The sequence below is a fragment of the Pseudomonas oryzihabitans genome (genome assembly GCF_001518815.1).
Lineage (GTDB): Bacteria > Pseudomonadota > Gammaproteobacteria > Pseudomonadales > Pseudomonadaceae > Chryseomonas > Chryseomonas oryzihabitans_E.
In genome coordinates this window covers 2,499,414-2,519,334 of sequence record NZ_CP013987.1, presented here as the reverse complement: position 1 = coordinate 2,519,334, position 19,921 = coordinate 2,499,414, and the positions used below count along the sequence as shown (strand labels likewise).

At 65.6% G+C, this 19,921-nt stretch carries 18 protein-coding genes; 13 read left to right on the top strand and 5 right to left on the bottom strand.

Features of this window, described 5'->3' with window-relative positions; translation table 11 throughout:
- The first annotated feature begins 20 nt into the window (after positions 1–20).
- From cobW to APT59_RS11655, 4 genes are read left to right on the top strand one after another with little or no spacing between them, the layout of a single operon-like run.
- A complete protein-coding gene (gene cobW / locus APT59_RS11670) occupies positions 21–1,073 on the top strand; it encodes a cobalamin biosynthesis protein CobW (RefSeq protein ID WP_059314994.1) in 1,053 nt (350 codons plus the stop codon).
- A gap of 6 nt (positions 1,074–1,079) precedes the next feature.
- Complete coding sequence (gene cobN / locus APT59_RS11665) at positions 1,080–4,829, top strand: cobaltochelatase subunit CobN (protein WP_059314993.1); 3,750 nt, start codon at positions 1,080–1,082, stop codon at positions 4,827–4,829.
- 1 nt (position 4,830) lies between these two features.
- Positions 4,831–5,877 (top strand): ATP-binding protein, encoded by a 1,047-nt coding sequence (locus tag APT59_RS11660; protein WP_059314992.1) that lies wholly within the window; start codon positions 4,831–4,833, stop codon positions 5,875–5,877.
- Positions 5,878–5,879: 2 nt separating this feature from the next.
- Complete coding sequence (locus APT59_RS11655) at positions 5,880–6,542, top strand: vWA domain-containing protein (protein ID WP_237140613.1); 663 nt, start codon at positions 5,880–5,882, stop codon at positions 6,540–6,542.
- Positions 6,543–6,671: 129 nt separating this feature from the next.
- Here APT59_RS11655 and APT59_RS11650 read toward each other — a convergent pair whose 3' ends face one another.
- From APT59_RS11650 to APT59_RS11635, 4 genes are all read right to left on the bottom strand, one after another.
- The gene (locus APT59_RS11650; RefSeq protein WP_059314990.1) at positions 6,672–7,592 is read right to left on the bottom strand and encodes a metal ABC transporter substrate-binding protein; all 921 of its coding nucleotides are present in this window, start codon (positions 7,590–7,592) and stop codon (positions 6,672–6,674) included.
- An 11-nt stretch (positions 7,593–7,603) separates the two neighbouring features.
- Positions 7,604–8,473 carry a metal ABC transporter permease gene (locus tag APT59_RS11645; protein ID WP_059314989.1) on the bottom strand — a complete coding sequence of 290 codons (870 nt, stop codon included), beginning with the start codon at positions 8,471–8,473 and terminating at the stop codon, positions 7,604–7,606.
- Complete coding sequence (gene aztA, locus APT59_RS11640; protein WP_059314988.1) at positions 8,470–9,204, bottom strand: zinc ABC transporter ATP-binding protein AztA; 735 nt, start codon at positions 9,202–9,204, stop codon at positions 8,470–8,472. Before aztA ends, APT59_RS11645 begins: the two co-directional genes overlap by 4 nt.
- Before the next feature lie 274 nt (positions 9,205–9,478).
- On the bottom strand, positions 9,479–10,576 hold the full coding sequence (locus APT59_RS11635) for a DNA topoisomerase IB (RefSeq protein ID WP_059314987.1): 1,098 nt from the start codon (positions 10,574–10,576) through the stop codon (positions 9,479–9,481).
- A gap of 81 nt (positions 10,577–10,657) precedes the next feature.
- Between APT59_RS11635 and APT59_RS11630 the strand changes: the two genes are divergently transcribed.
- The 7 genes from APT59_RS11630 to APT59_RS11600 all read left to right on the top strand — a co-directional run bounded on the left by APT59_RS11630 (position 10,658) and on the right by APT59_RS11600 (position 16,523).
- A complete protein-coding gene (locus APT59_RS11630; RefSeq protein WP_059314986.1) occupies positions 10,658–10,915 on the top strand; it encodes a DUF3253 domain-containing protein in 258 nt (85 codons plus the stop codon).
- Positions 10,916–10,990: 75 nt separating this feature from the next.
- Complete coding sequence (locus APT59_RS11625) at positions 10,991–11,299, top strand: PepSY domain-containing protein (RefSeq protein WP_059314985.1); 309 nt, start codon at positions 10,991–10,993, stop codon at positions 11,297–11,299.
- Between the two features lie 20 nt (positions 11,300–11,319).
- The gene (locus APT59_RS11620; protein WP_082696424.1) at positions 11,320–11,595 is read left to right on the top strand and encodes a PepSY domain-containing protein; all 276 of its coding nucleotides are present in this window, start codon (positions 11,320–11,322) and stop codon (positions 11,593–11,595) included.
- Positions 11,596–12,261 carry a response regulator transcription factor gene (locus APT59_RS11615; RefSeq protein WP_059314984.1) on the top strand — a complete coding sequence of 222 codons (666 nt, stop codon included), beginning with the start codon at positions 11,596–11,598 and terminating at the stop codon, positions 12,259–12,261.
- Positions 12,258–13,598 (top strand): sensor histidine kinase, encoded by a 1,341-nt coding sequence (locus tag APT59_RS11610; RefSeq protein ID WP_059314983.1) that lies wholly within the window; start codon positions 12,258–12,260, stop codon positions 13,596–13,598. The genes APT59_RS11615 and APT59_RS11610 overlap by 4 nt, the downstream gene beginning before the upstream one ends.
- Positions 13,599–13,671: 73 nt before the next feature.
- Positions 13,672–15,348, top strand: coding sequence for a methyl-accepting chemotaxis protein (locus tag APT59_RS11605; RefSeq protein WP_059314982.1), 1,677 nt, complete (start codon positions 13,672–13,674; stop codon positions 15,346–15,348).
- A 125-nt stretch (positions 15,349–15,473) separates the two neighbouring features.
- Positions 15,474–16,523 carry an AI-2E family transporter gene (locus tag APT59_RS11600; RefSeq protein ID WP_059314981.1) on the top strand — a complete coding sequence of 350 codons (1,050 nt, stop codon included), beginning with the start codon at positions 15,474–15,476 and terminating at the stop codon, positions 16,521–16,523.
- A 180-nt stretch (positions 16,524–16,703) separates the two neighbouring features.
- Here APT59_RS11600 and APT59_RS11595 read toward each other — a convergent pair whose 3' ends face one another.
- Entirely contained in the window at positions 16,704–17,573 is an 870-nt protein-coding gene (locus APT59_RS11595) for a MurR/RpiR family transcriptional regulator (RefSeq protein ID WP_059314980.1), read from the bottom strand.
- Positions 17,574–17,736: 163 nt separating this feature from the next.
- On the opposite strand from APT59_RS11595, the gene zwf reads away from it, so the two are divergent.
- Together zwf and pgl are read left to right on the top strand one after the other, a co-directional pair.
- On the top strand, positions 17,737–19,206 hold the full coding sequence (gene zwf / locus APT59_RS11590; protein WP_059314979.1) for a glucose-6-phosphate dehydrogenase: 1,470 nt from the start codon (positions 17,737–17,739) through the stop codon (positions 19,204–19,206).
- Complete coding sequence (gene pgl, locus APT59_RS11585; RefSeq protein ID WP_059314978.1) at positions 19,193–19,903, top strand: 6-phosphogluconolactonase; 711 nt, start codon at positions 19,193–19,195, stop codon at positions 19,901–19,903. Before zwf ends, pgl begins: the two co-directional genes overlap by 14 nt.
- Positions 19,904–19,921: the final 18 nt, after the last annotated feature.

Sequence of the window (19,921 nt, the reverse complement as noted above, 5' to 3'; positions counted from 1 at the left end):
ATTTCACCTAAGGGCAGCCCATGAAAACCCTGGCCAAGACCCCCGTCACCATCGTCACCGGCTTCCTCGGCTCCGGCAAGACCACCCTGTTGCGCCACATGCTCGACCATGCCGAAGGCCGCCGCATCGCGGTGATCGTCAATGAATTCGGCGAACTGGGCATCGACGGGGAGATCCTCCGTCAGTGCAGCATCGGTTGCACCGAAGAAGAAGCCCAGGGTCGGGTCTTCGAACTGGCCAACGGCTGCCTCTGCTGCACCGTGCAGGAAGAGTTCTTCCCGGTCATGAAGGAGCTGGTGGCGCGTCGTGGCGACATCGACCACATCCTCATCGAGACCAGCGGCCTGGCCTTGCCCAAGCCGCTGGTGCAGGCCTTCCAGTGGCCGGAGATCCGCAACGCCTGCACCGTGGACGCGGTGATCACCGTGGTCGACAGTCCGGCCGTGGCTGCCGGCACCTTCGCCGCCCACCCCGAGCAGGTGGACGTTCAGCGCCGCCAGGATCCCAACCTGGACCACGAGTCGCCGCTGCATGAGCTGTTCGAAGACCAGCTGGCCAGTGCCGACCTGGTGATCCTCAACAAGGCCGACGGCCTGGATGCCGAGGCGCTGGCCCGGGTCCGCGCCGAGGTGACCGAGGAATTGCCGCCGGCGGTCAAGGTGGTGGAAGCCAGTCGCGGCGTGCTGCCGTTGTCGGTGCTGCTGGGGCTGCAGGCCGAGTCCGAGGCCCATATCGACAGCCGTCCGACCCACCACGACCTCGAGGGGCATGAAGACCATGATCATGACGAATTCGACTCCTTTGGTGTCGAATTGCCCGAAGTCGCCGAAGCGACCCTGCTGGCGGCCCTGACCGAGGTGGTCAAGCGCCATGGCGTGCTGCGGGTGAAGGGCTTCGCCGCCATTGCCGGCAAGCCGCTGCGCCTGCTGGTACAGGGAGTCGGCACCCGTTTCGACAAGCATTTCGACCGTGCCTGGCAGGCGGCGGAACCCCGTCGCACCCAACTGGTGCTGATCGGCCAGGAGCTGGACCAGGCGGCGATCACCGCTCAGCTGCGCGCTGCGGTGGCCTGAACCTAGATGCATCTGCTGCGTACCCAGCCGGGCGGTTTTGTCCCGGATGACGGCATTGCCCACCTGGCGCAGACGCCGGGTGAAATCGTTGTCCTCTGCAGTGGCGACTCGCACCTGGCGCTCCTGGCCGAGGCCACCCGCACCCTGGATGACGGCTATCCCAGCCTGCGCCTGGCCAACCCCATGCAGCTGCAGAACCACGCCTCGGTGGATCTTTATGTCGAGGAGGTGCTGAGCCAGGCGCGGGTGGTGTTCATCTCCCTGCACGGCGGCCAGGGGTATTGGCGCTATGGCATGGAACGCCTCACCGAGCTGGCCGCACGGGGTCTGACCCTGATCGCGGTACCGGGTTGTGATCGCCCTGATCCGGAGCTGATGGCCCTGGGTACGGTCGCGCCCGAGCTGGCCGAGCGACTGTGGCGCTATCTGCGCCAGGGCGGTCTGACGAATGCCCGGGATTTTCTCCATTGCCTGGCCGCCGAATGCCTGGGTGCCAGCTACACCCACGAGGCGCCACGAGAATTGCCGCGCGTGGCGGTGTACCAGCCCGAAGGCCTTGGCCTCGACGGCTGGCGCCAACGCTGGCAGCCGGATTGGCCGACGGCGGCGCTATTGTTCTATCGCACCCATCTGCAGTCGGCCAACACGGCCTTCGTTGATATCTTCTGCCAGCAACTGCAGGCCCAGGGACTGAATCCGCTGCCCATCGCCGTGGCCAGTCTCAAGGAATCCGCTTGCCTGACGGAAGTGGAGCGGCTGCTGGATGAGACCGGTACCGCGCTGATCCTCAATACCACCGGCTTCGCCCAATCCAGTCCGGAGCGGCCTAACCTGGCACCTTTCCGCCGACCGGTGCCGGTGCTCCAGGCCATCTGTGCCCAGGACAACCGCGAGCGCTGGCTGGAGAATCCCCAGGGCCTGGGCGCCCGCGACCTGGCCATGCACATCGCCCTGCCAGAGCTGGATGGGCGCATCATCACCCGGCCGATCAGTTTCAAGGGTCTGGCCTGGCGCTGCGAGCGCAGCCAGAGCGACGTGGTCAACTACCAGGCCGACGAGGAGCGCATGGCCTTCGTTGCCCGCCTGGCGCGCAACTGGGTCGAGTTGGCGCGGCGCCCGGCGGCGGACAAGCGCATCGCCCTGATCCTGGCCAATTATCCGACCCGCGATGGTCGTATCGGCAACGGCGTAGGCCTGGATACCCCGGCGGCTGCCCTCAAGGTGCTGGAGGCCTTGCAGGCGGCCGGCTATCCGGTGGCCAATCTGCCGGAGAGCGGTACTGCCCTGATCGAGCGCCTGCTCGGTGGCGTCACCAACGACAGTGCCCTACGCGATCTGCGCCCAGCCTTGCAGAGCCTGGCGCTGGATGACTACCAGGCGTTGTTCGCCCAGTTGCCGCCAAGCCTGCAGGAGGCGGTGACCGAGCGCTGGGGGCCGCCCGAGGCCGATCCCATGCAGCGGCGTGGCCGGCTGATGGTGGCCGGGGTGCGCTTCGGCCTGACCTTCGTCGGCATCCAGCCGGCCCGCGGCTATGACGTCGATCCCGCTGCGGTCTATCACGACCCGTCGCTGGTCCCGCCCCACGGCTACCTGGCCTTCTACTTCTGGCTGCGCGAGGCCTATGGGGCGCAGGCGGTGGTCCACCTGGGCAAGCACGGCAACCTGGAGTGGCTGCCGGGCAAGGGCGTGGGCATGTCGCAGGAGTGTTGGCCGGACGCCATCCTCGGGCCGCTGCCCAACGTCTATCCCTTCATCGTCAACGATCCGGGCGAGGGTGCTCAGGCCAAGCGTCGTACCCAGGCGGTGATCATCGATCACCTGATGCCGCCGCTGACCCGGGCCGAGAGCTACGGCCCGCTGCGCGACCTGGAGCGCCTGGCCGACGAATACTATGACGCCAGCCTGCTGGATCTGCGCCGGGCCACCGAGCTGCGCGCCGAGATCCTGCAGCTGGTGCGCGAGACTGCCCTGGACCGCGAGTTGGGCCTGGTCATTACCGATGACCCCGACAGCTGGCTGCCCCAGCTGGATGCCTATCTCTGCGACCTCAAGGAATCCCAGATCCGCGATGGCCTGCACGTGTTCGGCGAATCCCCGACCGGCCAGCTGCGCCGCGACACCCTGGTGGCCCTGCTGCGCATTCCTCGCGGCGACGCCCAGGGCGGCAACGCCAGCCTGCTGCGCGCCCTGGCCAAGGATCTGCAGCTGGCGTTCGATCCTCTGGCCGCCGATCTTGGCGAGCCCTGGCAGGGCGACCGTCCGGCGTGCCTTGCCGCGCTTTCCGCGGAACCCTGGCGCACCCGGGGCGACACCCGCGAGCGTCTTGAGGTGCTCGCGCTCGCCCTGGTCGCCGCGATGGTGGATGGCGAACCACTGCCCTTGGCATTGGCCGACCTGCCGGCGACCCGCCCGGTGCTGGAGCAGCTGGTCGCCCAGGTGGCACCGGCCCTGGATGGCTGTGGCCCTGCGGAAATCGCCGGCCTGCTGGCCGCTCTAGGCGGTCGCTTCGTCCCGGCCGGGCCCAGTGGGGCGCCGAGTCGCGGCCGACTGGACGTGCTGCCCACCGGGCGCAATTTCTTCTCCGTGGACGTGCGCAACCTGCCAAGCATGACGGCCTGGCGACTTGGCTGGCAGTCGGGCAACCTGCTGCTGGAGCGCCATCTACAGGAGGAGGGCGATCACCTGCGCCAGCTGGGCCTTTCCGTCTGGGGGACGGCGACCATGAGAACCGGCGGCGATGACATCGCCCAGGCCATGGCGCTGCTCGGCGTGCGCCCGGTGTGGCAGACCGGCAGCGCCCGGGTCGAAGACTTCGAGATCCTGCCACTGTCACTGCTGGATCGACCGCGAGTGGATGTCACCCTGCGTATCTCCGGCTTCTTCCGCGATGCCTTCGGTGGCCTGGTACGGTTGTTCGATGCCGCGATCCAGGCGGTCGCCGCGCTGGACGAACCGGACGACCTCAATCCCCTGGCTGCCCAGGTGCGGCGGGAGCGGGCGGCGCTGGAAGCGGCCGGCATCGAGGCCGACCAGGCCCGGCGTCAGGCGGGCTGGCGCATCTTCGGCGCCCAGCCTGGGGCCTATGGCGCCGGTGTCCAGGGTGCAGTCGAGGAGCGCCAATGGCAGGACCGCAGCGAGCTGGCTACCGCTTATCTCAACTGGGGCGGCTATGCCTATGGTGCCGAGGACGAGGGCACTGCTGCGCGCGACGACTTCTCCCGGCGTCTGGGCCGCCTGCAGGCGGTGCTGCAGAATCAGGACAATCGCGAGCACGACCTGCTCGATTCCAACGACTACTACCAGTTCCAGGGTGGCATGCTGGCGGCTGCCGAAACCCTGAGCGGCCAGCGCCGCGCCAGCTACTTCGGCGACCATGCCCAGGCCGACCTGCCACGCATCCGCACTCTCAAGGAAGAACTGGGCCGGGTCGTGCGTTCGCGAGCGGCCAATCCCAAATGGATCGCCGGCATGAAACGCCATGGCTACAAGGGCGCTTTCGAGATGGCTGCCACCGTGGACTATCTGTTCGGTTTTGGCGCCACCACCGAACTGGTGGAGGACCACCACTATCGGCAACTGGCCGATGCCTATCTGCTGGACGCCGATACCCGCGACTTCGTCGAGCGCCACAACCCCGAAGCCCTGCGCGACATGACCGAACGCCTGCTGGAAGCCCAGCAGCGCGGCCTCTGGCAGGAGCCAGGCGACTACCGTGAAGCCCTCGAACAGCTACTGATGGATATGGATGAAGCCTGAAATGACCGTTCCCGTCTTCCCCCTGGCCGCCGTGGTCGGCGCGGACGACCTGAAACTGGCGCTGTGCCTGAATGCCATCGACCCCCGCATTGGCGGGGTGCTGATCGAAGGCCCCCGCGGCATGGCCAAGTCGACCCTGGCGCGTGGTTTGGCAGATCTGCTCGGGGACGGCCCCTTCGTCACCCTGCCGCTGGGGGCCAGTGAAGAGCGCATCGTCGGCACCCTGGATCTGAACGCCGCCCTCGGCGCGGGGCAGGCGCGCTTCGCGCCCGGGGTGCTGGCCGCCGCGGACGGGGGTGTGCTCTATGTCGACGAGGTCAATCTGCTGCCGGACCACCTGGTGGACCTGCTGCTGGACGTAGCCGCCAGTGGTCTCAACCGGGTAGAGCGCGACGGCATCTCCCATGAACATGCTGCCCGCTTCCTGCTGGTAGGCACCATGAATCCAGAGGAGGGCGAGCTGCGTCCGCAGTTGCTCGACCGCTTCGGTTTCGCCCTGACACTGGACAGCCGGCCGGCGCCACGTGAACGCGCTGAGATCTTGCGTCGGCGACTGGCCTTCGATAGCGATCCCACGGCATTCGTCGCCCAGTGGGAGCCTGATCAGGCGCGGTTGCGCGAACGTTGCGCCCAGGCCCGTGAGCGCCTGGCCAGCATTCCCCTGGATGATGCGGCCCTTGAGGCCATCACCTCGGGCTGCCACCAGGCTGGCGTCGATGGCCTGCGCGCCGACCTGGTCTGGCTGCGCGCCGCTCGAGCGCATGCCGCCTGGCGCGGCGCCGCGGCGATAGAACACGCGGACATTACCGCCGTAGCCGACTTCGCCCTGCGCCATCGGCGCAGAGAGCCGGCGGATTCCGCTCAGACAATACCACCCCTACAGGATGAGTCACCTCCTTCCGCTACTCCTGAGCAGGGGATGGGTAACCAACAGGGACAGGGTGAAGGCGAGCCTGCGGGAGGTGAGGGAGACGCCTGGGGTGCCCTGGCGCCAGAGCCTGTGGCAGGCGGCCCCAGACGTCGACTGGGCGGGCTAAAAAAGCCCTAGGCATCCGATCTCCCCACACCCAGGATCGCGATGCCCGGGTCGGGGTGGGCAAGGCGTCAGGCGGTCGTCAGGGCGCACGGTCACCGGGCGCAGCAGGCGCCGTCGCCTGGGTGCCCACATTGCTTCGCGGTCGCCCGCAGCGCATGAGCGATCTCGTGCGCCAGCCTCGCAGTCGACGGCCAGCCCAACTCTGGCTGGTGATCCTCGATCACTCTGCGTCCACTCGTCGCCATGGCGCCCTGGCCCAGGCCAAGGGGGTGCTGGCCGACTGGTTCGAACAGGCCTATCGACAGCGGGTCCGGGTGGCGGTGCTGCAAGCGGCGGGCGCGCGACCCGAGTGGTCCTTCCAGGGACAGCGTAGTGGGCAGGTGTTGCAGGCCTGGTTGGATCAGCTGGAAGCGGGCGGCGGCACGCCGTTATTGGCCGGGCTGGCGGAAGCCGAGGACTGGCTGGCGCGCCGCCGCCGGCAGCAACCCGGTGAAGAGTGCCAGCTGCTGCTGGTCACCGATGGGCGGCTGCGCGAGCTGGAAGGCCTGGCGGTCCCGAATTGTCCCATTCGGGTCCTGGACATCGAGTTGGGTCCGCTGCGCCTGGGGCGGGCAGCGGAACTGGCTCGCCGCTTGGGGGCGGAGTACCGGCATCTCGAAGAGGTGCCGGTCGTCTAGCCCTGTTGGGCTTCACTGCGCTCAGCCTAACCTACGGATGCTACGGACGTAGGTTGGGCTGAGACGGCTCTGCCGTCGAAGCCCAAGGCGGCGGGACCTGCGTCTTGCGCTGTCAGGAGAACTCGACTGTTAGTGAGCGCCCTTCATCGCCTTGACCAGGGTATCCACGTTGTAGCGGAACATGGCCGCGTAGGTAGGCGCCGGGCCATCGGCGGGTGACAGGGCCTCCACATAGAGCTCGCCACCCGGTTGCGCGCCGCTGGCCTTGGCGATCTGTTGTACCAGGCGTGGATCATTGGAGTTCTCGAAGAAGTAGGCGGCAACGTGCTCCTGCTTGATCTGGCGGATCAGCTTGGCGACGTCCTGGGCCGAGGCCTCGGCTTCGGTCGACAGCCCCAGGGGAGAAATGAAGGTCACGCCATAGGCATCGGCGAAATAGCCGAAGGCATCATGGGAGGTCAGCACCTTGCGCTGGGCCTTGGGGACCTGGCCAATCTGTTCGCGGGCATAGCGATCCAGGGCCTCCAGTTCGGCGATGTAGCGATCGCCGTTGGCCTTGAACAGGGCGGCATCGGACGGATCCACCTCGGACAACGCCTTCACCACGTTGCGGGTGTAGACGATCACGTTGAGCGGGCTGTTCCAGACGTGGGGATCGATGCCGCCATGGTCATGACCGTGGTCGTCGTGACCGTGATCATCCTCGTCTTCTGCCATTTCCCGGGTCTTGACGCCTTGGCTGAGCACCACTGGCGGACGCGCCTGGCCGGAGGCCTTGATCAGCCGATCCATCCAGCCTTCCAGGTGCAAGCCGCTCATGAAGACCACGTCGGCCTGCTTCAGCGCCTGGGCATCGGCCGGAGTGGGCTCGTAGGCATGAGGATCGCCGTTGGGACCGACCAGGGAGGTGACCTGCACCTGGTCGCCGCCTACCTGTTTGACCACGTCGGCGATTACGGTAAAGGTGGCGACGGCCTTGACCGGCGCGGCCTGTGCCTGGCCGGCAACGGCGAGCAACAGGGCGGCGCCCAGCGAGAACAGGGATTTCATGATGACTCCTTTCAGTGGGTGAGATGAGGGCGAGGACGTAGCCGCCGGTACAGGCCCAGACGGCCGAACAGCAGGGAAAAGAGGTAGCAGCCGCCAGCGGTAAGCACGATGGCGGGCCCCGACGCATAGCCAAGGTGGTACGACAGCACCAGGCCGACCAGGCCGCTGAGACTGGCGATGAGGCTGGCCACCGCCATCAGGCCGGGCAGGCTGGTGGCCCAGAAGCGCGCAGCCGTGGCCGGAAGCATCATCAGGCCCACCGCCATCAGGGTGCCCAGGGCCTGAAAGCCGGCCACCAGGTTGAGCACCACCAGCAACAGGAACAGCAGGTGATAGAGGGAGCCACGACCGCCAACGGCGCGCAAAAAGCCCGGATCGAAGCATTCCAGGGCCAGCGGTCGATAGATCACGGCCAGGACCAACAGCGACAGGGTGGCGATGCTGGCGACCAGGTAGAGCGCAGTGGAGTCGATGGCCAGGATGGTGCCGAACAGCACATGCAGCAGATCCACACTGGAACCATGCAGCGACACGATCAGCACTCCGGCGGCCAGAGAGATCAGGTAGAAACTGGCGAAGCTGGCGTCTTCGCGCTGATTGGTAAAGCGGCTGACCAGCCCGGCGAGTCCGGCCACCAGGAGCCCGGCGAGCATGCCGCCGATACCCATGGCCGGTAGTGACAGACCCGCGACCATGAAGCCCAGGGCTGCGCCGGGTAGCACGGCATGGCTCATGGCATCGCCCACCAGGCTCATGCGCCTGAGCATCAGCAGGACGCCGACCGGACCGGCGCCCAGCGCCAGGGCCAGGCAGGCAACCAGGGCACGGCGCATAAAGCCGAACTCGACGAAGGGTTCGAAAAGCAGCTGATAGAGGGTCATGCGCGCTCACAGACCGCCGCGTTGGCGTCCCAGCGCTCGGCGAGATTGCGCGCCCGAGCCAGGTTGTCGGCTACCAGCACCTGCTCGGTGCTGCCCCAGGCGATGGCTTCCCGGGCCAACAGCAGGGTTTCGGGGAAATGCTGGCGGACCTGCTCAAGGTCGTGCAGCACGGCGATCACCGTGCGGCCCTGACCATGCCAGCGGCGGACTATGGTCAGCAGATCCGCAGTGGTTCGGGCATCGATGGCGGTGAAGGGCTCGTCGAGCAGCAAGACGGGTGCGTCCTGCAGCAGCAGGCGGGCGAACAGCACCCGCTGGAATTGCCCGGAGGACAGGGCGCCTACCAGACGATCTTCAAGGCCTTCGAGACCTACCGCCCGCAGTGCCTGGCACGCCTCCTGCCGGTGGGCGGCGGTAACGCCACGCCAGATGCCCAGTCCGCGCCAGGCGCCTAACACCACGGTTTCGAGCACGCTGAGGGGAAAGCTGCGGTCGATCTCCGCGGCTTGCGGCAGATAGCCCAGGCGTCTTTGGGATACGGCCCGGTTGACCCGCCCGCTGACGGGACGCAAGGTGCCGGCGATGGCTTTGAGCAGGGTCGACTTGCCCGCCCCGTTAGGGCCGACGATGGCGGTGAGACTCCCGGTCCGAAAACGGCCACTGAGGTGGTGGATGGCTGGGTGACGCTGATAGGCCAGGGTCAGGTCCTGCAATTCGATGGCGGCGCTCATGGCAAGGCGACCGCCCAGGAGACCGCCAGCCACAGGGCGACCAGTGGAATGCAGGTGAGCAGCAGGCGAGTAGGGACGGAGAGCAGCAGGAGGGAAGAGTGGTGGGGTGCCATGATCGAACCTTGATTAACGTCTTTTAAGTTATAACATAACGTTTTTGGTGAGTCATCAAGGCGCTTGGCGGCTGTGTGAAGGCGACATGAGTGGGCAAGGCGCGCTACGAGCGGCCAATAGGTCAAGATGGAAGGGAAGGCGGCCTAAGCCGCCCTGATCATCAGGCGGCCTGGGTTTCCGCCATCCGCTGTTCCAGGCGTTGCAGGAAGTTGAGCAGCAGCACCTCTTCCTCCTTGAGGCCCTTGCGCTTGCGCGGTTTGGGCAGGGTGCAGAGGTCGCCGGCGAGAAAGGCATCCAGCACACCCGGATGGATATAGCACTTGCGGCACACCGCTGGGGTATTGCCCAGGGTGCGGGACACCGCTTTGACCATGTCCACCAGCTCCTTCTTGGCGTCGGTCTGGGTCTCGCAGCGCAGTTCACGCAGGGCTTCTAGCGCCAGGGCGCTGCCGGCCCAGGTGCGATAGTCCTTGGCTGTGAAGTCGGCGCCGGTCAACTCGTGCAGGTAGGCGTTGACGTCGGAAGAGGTCACGGTGTGACGCTCGCCATCGGCATCCACGTACTGGAACAGGTGCTGGCCGGGCAACTCCCGGCATTTCTTCACGGTACGTGCCAGGCGCGGATCGCTGACCTTGATGTTGTGCTCCACGCCGCTCTTGCCACGGAAGTGGAAGGCGATGGTGTTGCCATGGACTTCGGCGTGCCGGTTGCGCAGGGTGGTAAGGCCGTAGGACTTGTTGCTCTTGGCGTACTGGGCATTGCCAACGCGGATGAGGGTGGCATCCAGCAGGCTGATGACCGTAGCCATGACCTTTTCCCGGCACAGGCCTCGCCGGGCGAGATCCTCTTCCACGCGCTGGCGCAGCTTGGGCAGGGCCTGACCGAAGGCCAGCATCCGCTCGTACTTGTCGGTATCGCGGATCTCGCGCCAGCGGGGGTGATAGCGATACTGCTTGCGGCCGCGAGCATCGCGACCGGTGGCCTGCAGGTGGCCGTTGGCATCCGGACAGATCCATACCTCGGTATAGGCCGGTGGAATGGCCAGCTTGTTGATGCGCTCGACCACGGCCTGGTCGCGGATGCGCTCGCCGTCCGGGGTGAAATAGGCCCATTTGCCGCGCAGCTTGCGCCGACTCAGGCCCGACTGACTGTCGTCGACGTAGCTGAGGTCGGGCGGCAAGGGGGTGCAGAGAGCGGTACCGGTGTCATCACGCTCGTCATCGGGGACGGGCAGGTCGGTCTGGGCGAGACGTTGCATTACTTTCGAGCGAGAGGTCATGACTACACCGACGTTTTCCTGGTCGAAACGGTGGACTCCAGGAAAAGGGACCGGGTTCTCATGACCGCACTCAAGCCGACCGACGCACAGTTGCGTGACGCCTTGCTGGCCAAGGCGGCGGCACGGCGCCCAGGCACGACCTTCTGCCCTTCGGAAGTGGCTCGCGACCTGGCCGCGGACTGGCGGCCGCTGATGGAGCCGCTGCGCCATGCGGCTCGCGAGCTGGCCCGCGACGGTCGGCTGCGGGTGACGCAGAAGGGCGGACCCCTGGATGCCGAAGTGCCCTGGCAGGGCCCGATCCGATTAAGCTTGGCTTAAGCGCCGTTTAAGTTTCGATTAATGGCGAATCGCTACTCTGGACCCAGATCGAACTGCAACCAGAGAGGAATCACCATGAAAAAGCTGACCACCATCGCTGCTGCCGCCTTCCTGCTCGCCGGCGTGGGCGTAGCCCAGGCCCGCGACCTCGGCCCCGACGAAGCCCTCAAGCTGCGTGACAGTGGCAAGATCAAGAGCTTCGAGGTGCTCAACCAGGCCGCCATTGCCAAGCACCCGGGTTCGACGACCCACGAAACCGAGCTGGAAGAAGAATACGGCCGCTATGTCTACCAATTGGAACTGCGTGACCCCAAAGGTGTGAAATGGGATCTGGAACTCGACGCCACCACCGGCGAAGTCCTGAAAGACCAGCGCGACGACTAGGTGTCGCGCTGGCCGGGCTGCTGTTGCTCGGCAGCCTGCCACCCCTGATCCAGGCTCGCGATCTGGATCAGGACGAGGCCTTGAGGCTTCGCAAGGAAGGGGTGATCCGCCCGTTGGAATCCCTGTTGCAACAGGTCAATGCTCGTTATCCCCAGGCACGGCTGCTGGAGGCCGAGCTGGAGGAGGAGGACGGCCAGTATCGCTACGAGATCGAGATTCTCGTCGATGATGTGGTCCGCGAGCTGGAAATCGGCGCGATGGACGGCGCCATCATGAAAGACGAGGTGGACGATTAGATGCGCTTGCTGCTGGTGGAGGACGACGTAGCCCTGGCCGACGAGATCGCCGCATTCCTTGCCCGCCAGGGTTATGCCGTCGACTGGCTGGCGGATGGTCGGGACGCGGCCTGGCAGGGCGCCCAGGAGCCCTATGATCTCATCGTGCTCGACCTCGGCCTGCCGGGGCGACCAGGCCTGGAGGTGCTCGGCGAGTGGCGCGCCGCCGCCCTGGCAACCCCGGTATTGATCCTGACCGCCCGTGATAGCTGGGCGGAGCGTATCGAGGGTCTCAAGGCTGGTGCCGATGACTACCTGACCAAGCCTTTCCATCCCGAGGAACTGGGCCTGCGCATCGCCGCGCTGCTGCGGCGGGTGCGGGGCGTGACCAATCAGCCGTTGCTGCAGGCCGCGGGGCTGGCGCTGGACGAGGCGCGCCAATGCGTGGTTCGCGGTAGCGAGACCATCCCCCTGAGCGCCGCGGAGTTTCGCCTGCTGCGCTGCTTCCTGCTGCATCCCGGACAGATCCTGTCCAAGACGCGCCTGAACGATCATCTTTACGATGGTGAGAGCGAGCGTGATTCCAACGTCATCGAGGTGCACGTCAACCATCTGCGGCGCAAGCTGGGGCGAGACGTCATCGAAACACGCCGCGGTCAGGGCTATCGCCTGGGCGGTGTGGATTGAGGTCCATCCAGGCCCGGCTCAGGATCGGGCTGGTTGCCATTCTGCTGGTGGCGGGGCTGCTGCTGGTGCTGAGCGGTGCCTGGCTGGTGGACCACGCACTGCGGCGCTATCTGGAAACCGGGTTGCGCGGTGAGACGGAAAACCTGCTGGCTGCTCTGGTGCGCGGCCCTCATGGCCTGCAGTTGGACGAAGGCCGCCTGGGCAGTCTGTACACCCGGCCCCTGTCTGGCCGCTATTTCCTCATCGAGATTCCGGCGCTGGATATCCGCTGGCGCTCGCGCTCGCTCTGGGATGCCCAGCTCGAGACACCGTCCGCCGAAGGCCTGACCGAGTCGCTAGCCGACGGACCTAGTGGCCAGCAGCTGCTCACCTATCGTGCCGACTATCAGCGCTATGGCCAGCGCGTGAGGGTGACCGTCGCCGATGACTACAATCCGCTGTTGGCGAGCCTGACCCGTATCCTTGGCCTCGGTGCCCTGTTAGGGCTGGCGACGCTGCTGCTGGTGTTGCTCCTGCAGCGGCTCATCGTCCGCCGCGCGTTGCGACCGCTGGACCAGGTGCGCGAGCAGATCGCCCAGCTGCATCAGGGGCGGCGCACGGCACTGGACGCCACGGTACCTGCCGAGCTGGCACCGCTGGTAGCCGAGATGAATGGGTTGCTGCGGCACACGGATGAGGGCCTCAAGCGCGCGCGCCATGGCATCGGCAACCTGGGGCATGCGCTCAAGACGCCCCTGGCGGTACTCACCAGCCTGGCCGAGCGACCCGAGCTGCAGGCGCTGCCTGATCAGCGCGGCGTGCTGCGCGAGCAGCTGGCACGCATCCGTGAACGGCTGGAGCGGGAGCTGCGGCGTGCCCGGCTCGCCGGCGAGGCCCTGCCCGGGGCGCACCTGGATGTCGCCGAGCTACAGGAGCTCTGTGCGTTGCTCAGGCGCGTGCATGGCGAGCACCTGACCTTCGACTGCCGGCTGCCGGAGGGGCTGCGTCTGCCCTGGGATCGGGAGGATCTGCTGGAGTTGTTTGGCAACCTTCTGGACAACGCGGGCAAATGGGCCGCGCAGCGGGTACGTCTGGAAGTCGCTCGGCAGGAAGAGGGATACCTGATCCTGATCGAGGACGATGGCCCGGGGGTGCCGGAAGACGAGCGTCAGGCCATCCTGAGCCGCGGCACGCGCCTGGATGAGGGTGTCGAGGGACACGGCCTGGGCCTGGGGATCGCTCGGGATATCGTCGAGAGCTGTGGTGGAGCCCTGACGCTAGAGCCCTCCAGTTTGGGCGGGCTCACCGTGGTCATCCGGCTGCCGTTCCCAAGGACGAGCACGAAACACCCGTACTAGAGGTGACTTTGCGGTCAAGTTTGCTGCGCGGTAGCCGATAACGGCACACGCTCTTGCAACCAAGGAGAATGCCGTGAGCCTCAAACTGAAAGTTACCCTGTTGGCCGTGCTACCCGTCTGCCTGTTTACCCTTGTACTGGGTGGCCTGTCCTACTGGGTATTGCATGAGCAGGCACTCAAGGATGTCACCGACGCCCGCGAGCGGCTGATGGCCCAGAGTCGTAGTGCGTTGCAGAACACCGTCGAGACGGCCATGACCGTGGTCAAGCCGTTGTACGACAAGGCCGCGGAAGGTGATGCCGAGGCGCGCAAGGAGGCCATCCGCCTGTTGTCGTCGATCAGCTATGGCAAGGACGGCTATATCTTCGGCTACGACTCCAACGTCGTCCGGCTGTTCAAGGGCAATGACCCGGCCGGCATCGGCAAGAGCTTCAAGGACAACCGCGATCCTGCGGGCGTCTACCTCAACCAGGAGTTGGTGCGTGCCGGCAAGGACGGCTCTCACTTCAGCCGCTACAGCTCCTCGCTGCCGGGCAACAAGGACATGCTGGTCCCCAAGCTCGCCTACACCGATTACCTGCCCAAGTGGGACCTGGTGATAGGGTCGGCGGTAAACCTGGACGGTGTGGACGCCGAGGTCGCGGCGGTAGCCGATCAGGTCGCCGAGCGCACCCGTGCCCAGCTCTGGCTGATCCTTGGCGTGGCGGGCGTGCTGCTGATGGTGATCGGTATCGTGGCGCACGTCTTCGCGGCGCGGACCCTGAGGCCCCTGGCGCAGATCCGCGAGAATCTCGACGACATCGCCGCCGGAGAGGGCGATCTCACTCGTCGGCTGCCCGTCAACGGTCGCGACGAGATCGGTGAGCTCGCTGCCTCCTTCAACCGTTTCGTCGATCGGATCCAGGGCACCATCACCCAGGTCGTCGACATCACCCAGCAATTCACCGGTCTGCTCGGAGATGTCGCTCGGCAGGCCCAGCACACCGATCGCGACATGCAGCGTCAGCGCAGCGAAACCGATCAGGTGGCCACCGCCATCAATCAGATGTCCGCTGCAGCCCAGGAAGTGGCAAGTAGCGCGCTGAAGGCCTCGGAGGCGACCCGGCAGACCGAGGAGCAGGGGCGTCTGGCTCGGGAAACGGTTGCCACCAGCGTGACGCGCATCCATGAGCTGGTCGAAGAGGTCCGCCAGAGCAGCGTCTCCCTCGACGGCCTCAAGCAGGATGTGGGGGCCATCGTTGGCGTTCTGGATGTGATCCGCGCCATCGCCGAACAGACCAACCTTCTGGCCCTCAACGCCGCCATCGAGGCAGCCCGGGCCGGTGAAGCCGGTCGCGGCTTCGCCGTCGTGGCCGACGAGGTGCGGGCGCTGGCCAGTCGCACCCAGCAGAGCACCCAGGAGATCCAGGGCATGATCGATCGCCTGCAGCAGGCGACGGGGCGTGCGGTAGGTGCCATGGAGCGCTCGGGTGGCATGGGTGAGGCGACCACCGCCCAGGCCGAGCAGGCTGGCACCGCGCTGGCCGCCATCAGCGAGCTGATCGCCACCATCAACGCCATGAACATCCAGATCGCTGGCGCCGCCGAGGAGCAGACCGCGGTGGCCGAGGAGATCAATCGCAGCGTCCATACCATCGCCAATGCCGTCGACAGCATGGCTCAGGGTGCTCAGCAGGGGGCCCAGAGTACCGCTGGAATGGTCGGCCTGGGCGAACGCCTGAACGGGTTGGTCCGCCAGTTCCGTGTATGATCCGGAGGCGCGCCGGAAGCTCCGGCGCGCCTCTCCAGGCCGAGTTGGGGGTGCTTATGGGAACCCCACGGCTTCCGAGGCTCTAAGCAAGGCCTGTCTTCCTTGTTTGGAATCGCGAAACGCCAATGAAAAGTGCTCGGCTGGAAAACAAGACGTTCCTGATCCTGCTGGTGGTGGTCTCGCTGGCCTTCGTCTGGATCCTCACCCCCTTCCTGGGCGCGGTGTTCTGGGGTGCCATCCTCGCCATCCTGTTCGCCCCCCTGCAGCGCTGGTTCGTCAGCCGCTTCAACAACAGACGTAACCTCGGCGCCCTCTGCACCCTGTTCGTGATCCTGCTCATCGTCATCCTGCCGGTGGTGTTCATCGCCATTTCCCTGGTGCAGGAAGGCTCCTTGCTCTACCAACAGATCAGTAGCGGTCAACTCAATTTCGGCCAGTACTACCAGCAGGTCTGGGGTGCGCTACCGGACTCGGTCCGTGGCGTCCTGCAGCGCTTTGGCGCTGGTGACCTGGATGGCATCCGCCAGAAGCTGTCCACCGGCGCCATGCAGGGCAGTCAATGGGTCGCTACCCAGGCGTTCAGCTTTGGCCAGGGCACCTTCCAGTTCCTCATCGGCTTCGGCGTGATGCTCTATCTGCTGTTCTTCCTGCTGCGCGACGGTTCGCAGCTGGTGGCGATGATTCGCAAGGCCATACCGCTCAGCGACATGCACAAGCGCAGCCTGATGGCCAAGTTCACCGCCGTGGTGCGCGCCACGGTCAAGGGCAACATCATCGTCGCTGCAGTGCAGGGCGCTCTGGGTGGCTTCATTCTCGGTGTGCTGGGGGTCCAGGGCGCCGTGCTCTGGGGTACCCTGATGGCCTTCCTGTCGCTGTTGCCCGCGGTCGGCTCGGCGCTGATCTGGGTACCGGTGGCGATCTACTTCCTGGCGACCGGTTCGGTGCTCAAGGGAGTGATCCTGATCGTCTTCGCGGTGGTGGTGATCGGCCTGGTGGACAACATCTTGCGCCCTATCCTGGTGGGCAAGGACACCAAGATGCCCGACTACGTGGTGCTGATCTCCACCATCGGCGGCATGTCGCTGTTCGGTCTCAACGGCTTCGTCATCGGCCCGCTGATCGCGGCGCTGTTCATGTCGACCTGGGACCTGTTCAGCCACCGCGATGACATCTGAAACCCTGCTTACGGTTTGCCGCGCGTCGGCCAGTCACGCTGAAAACGGCCTGGAAGACCAGTCCTGTCGGAATGCTCGTTCACCCTAGGTAGACGAGCGTCCTCAGGCGTTTTCACGGGGTCGTTTGACGCAGGCTTGCGAGCTTGTAATCAGGCTTTTGCGCACAGCGCAGGAGCGCCCTCAGCCCTGGTCCGGCTCCGAGGGATAGCGGGTCGCGACCAGGCTTTCCTTGACCTTGCGCAGGTGCGGCTGGAAATCCACGCCACGCTTGAGCGTCACCCCGGTCGCCAGGATGTCTAGCACGGTGAGCTGGATGATCCGCGAGGTCATGGGCATGTAGATGTCGGTGTCTTCCGGCAGCGGGATGTCCAGGCTGAGGGTACAGACCTTGGCCAGCGGGGTATTGCTGGCGGTGAGGCCGAGCACCGAGGCGCCGTTATCCCGCGCCAGCTTGGCTACGTCCACCAGCTCACGGGTGCGTCCGGTATAGGAAATGATCACGAACAGCTCGCCGGTCTGGGCGATGGAGGCCAGCATCCGTTGCATTAGCACGTCCGAATGCGCCGAGACCGCCATGTTGAAGCGAAAGAACTTGTGCTGGGCATCCAGGGCCACCGGCGCCGAGGCGCCCAGGCCGAAGAAGTGGATCTGCCGAGCCTGGATCAACAGGTCGACCGCGCGATCCACTACCCCGGCGTCCAGGCGCTGGCGGGCACTGTCCAGCGAGGCGATGGTGCTGCTGAAGATCTTTTCCGCATAGGCCTCGGGACCGTCGTTGGCGGCCACCGCCTGACTGACGTAGACCGCACCACTGGCGATGCTCTGCGCCAGCTGGATCTTCATTTCGGGATAGCCGCTCACGCCCAGGGAGCGGCAGAAACGATTGACCGTGGGTTCGCTGACCTGCGCCGCCTGGGCCAGGGCCGCGATGGTGTAACGCGTGGCCTGCCGGGGATTCTGCAGGATGACCTCGGCGACCTTGCGCTCCGCGCGATTGAGTTCGCCGATACGGGTCTGGATGGTTTGCAGCAGGGTGCTGGCACGATCCATGAGAACTCCTAGTGGTTGTTGTGCCTCTATCCTAAGGCTATAAAAGGTTTGGACCAGGCTGACTCTGGGCCGTATTTTTTAATATAAAGACTACGCGAATCGCCCCGGCTCCCCTATGATGGCGCTGGAATATCTCAAACTTTAAGTAAAAGAACGAATATTTATGGCTGGCGTCCGAGTTCTACCCTGTACCCTGGCAATCTTCGGCGCGTTGGGCGATCTGGCCCTACGCAAACTTTTCCCTGCCCTGTATCAGCTGGATCGTGAAGGTCTGCTGCACGAGGATACCCGCATCATGGCGCTGGCGCGTGACCAGGGCGATGGGGTCAAGCAGCTTGAGCACATCGAGGAGCGTCTACGCCACTATGTGCCCAAAGCCGATTGGGACGAAGCGGTATGGACCCGGATGCGCGCTCGCCTGGGCTATCGCGCCATCGATTTCCGCAATCGCGAAGACTATACGGGACTGGCCGAGGATGTGGGCGAGACCGCCCCGCTGATCGCCTATTTTGCCACTCCGGCATTGGTCTACAGTGCCATCTGCGAGAACCTTGCCGCCGTTGGTCTGTGCGAGCGTACCCGGGTGGTGATGGAAAAGCCCATCGGCTACGACCTGGAATCCTCCAAGGTGGTCAACGATGCCGTGGCACGTTTCTTCCCTGAAGACCGCGTCTATCGCATCGACCACTACCTGGGCAAGGAAACCGTCCAGAACCTCATCGCCCTGCGTTTCGCCAACAGCCTGTTCGAGACCCAGTGGAACCAGAACTACATCTCCCACGTGGAAATCACCGTGGCCGAGAAGGTCGGTATCGAAGGCCGCTGGGGCTATTTCGACCAGGCCGGTCAGTTGCGCGACATGGTGCAGAACCACCTGCTGCAGCTGCTCTGCCTGACCGCCATGGATCCGCCGGCGGATCTTTCGGCCGATAGCATCCGCGACGAGAAGGTCAAGGTGCTCAAGGCACTGGAGCCCATCACCGCCGATCAGCTGGCCAGCCGCGTGGTCCTGGGGCAGTACACCTCGGGCTACAGCGATGGCAAGCCGGTACCGGGCTACCTGGAAGAGCCCAACTCCAATACCGAAAGCCGCACCGAGACCTTTGTCGCCATCCGCGCGGATATCCGCAACTGGCGCTGGTCCGGTGTGCCTTTCTATCTGCGCACCGGCAAGCGCATGCCGCAGAAGCTGTCGCAGATCGTCATCCACTTCAAGGAACCACCACACTACATCTTCGCGCCGGAGCAACGCAGCCTGATCAGCAACCGCCTGATCATCCGCATCCAGCCGGATGAGGGCATCTCGCTGCAGGTGATGAGCAAGGACCAGGGCCTGCGCAAGGGCATGCAACTGCGCAGTGGTCCGCTGCAACTCAACTTCTCCGAGACCTTCAAGCACCTGCGCACGCCGGATGCCTATGAGCGGCTACTGCTGGAAGTCATGCAGGGCAACCAGTCGCTGTTCGTTCGCAAGGACGAAATCGAAGCGGCCTGGAAATGGTGCGATCAGCTGATGGACGGCTGGTCGAAGATGGGCGATTCGCCCAAGTCCTATGCCGCCGGCAGCTGGGGTCCGCTGACCTCTATCGCATTGATCGCACGAGACGGGAGATCCTGGTATGGCGACATCTGATCTGGGGCAGGGTGTGACCCTGCACGAATGGCCCGACCGCGAGGCCCACGCCGCGGCGCTGGCCGAGACGGTCACCGCGGCGCTGCGCGAAGCCCTGGCTGCCCGTGGCGAAGCGCTGCTGATCGTTTCCGGTGGCCGCAGTCCGGTGCCTTTCCTGGAGCGTCTGGCCCAGGCCGACCTGGACTGGTCCAAGGTGCTGGTCACCCTGGCCGATGAGCGTTGGGTGCCAGGCGACCATCCCGACAGCAATGGCGGCCTGTTGCGCAAGCACCTTTTCCAGGGACCGGCCGCTGCTGCGGGTTTCGTCGATCTCTACACGCCAGCGGCCACCACGGAAGAGGGCATGGCCCTGACCGAGGCCCGCCTGCGCGACGCCTTGGCGACCCCTGATGTCTTGGTCCTGGGAATGGGCGATGACGCCCATACCGCCTCGCTGTTCCCGGGCAGTCCTGGCCTGGAAGAGGCCCTGGACCCGACCAGCGAACGCTTGAGCTTTCCCGGCGTAGCGCCATCCGCGCCCCAGACCCGGATCACCCTGAGCCGTGCCTATCTGAGCCGCGCCCGTCAGCAGATCCTCGCCGTCCAAGGCGCGGGCAAGCGACAGGTACTGGAAACCGCTCTGGCCGAGGGCGACGAGCTGGCCACTCCGATCAAGGCGTTCCTGCGCGAACCCCTGGTCGTCTATTGGTGCCCCTGACGAGGAGTTGAGTTTTGG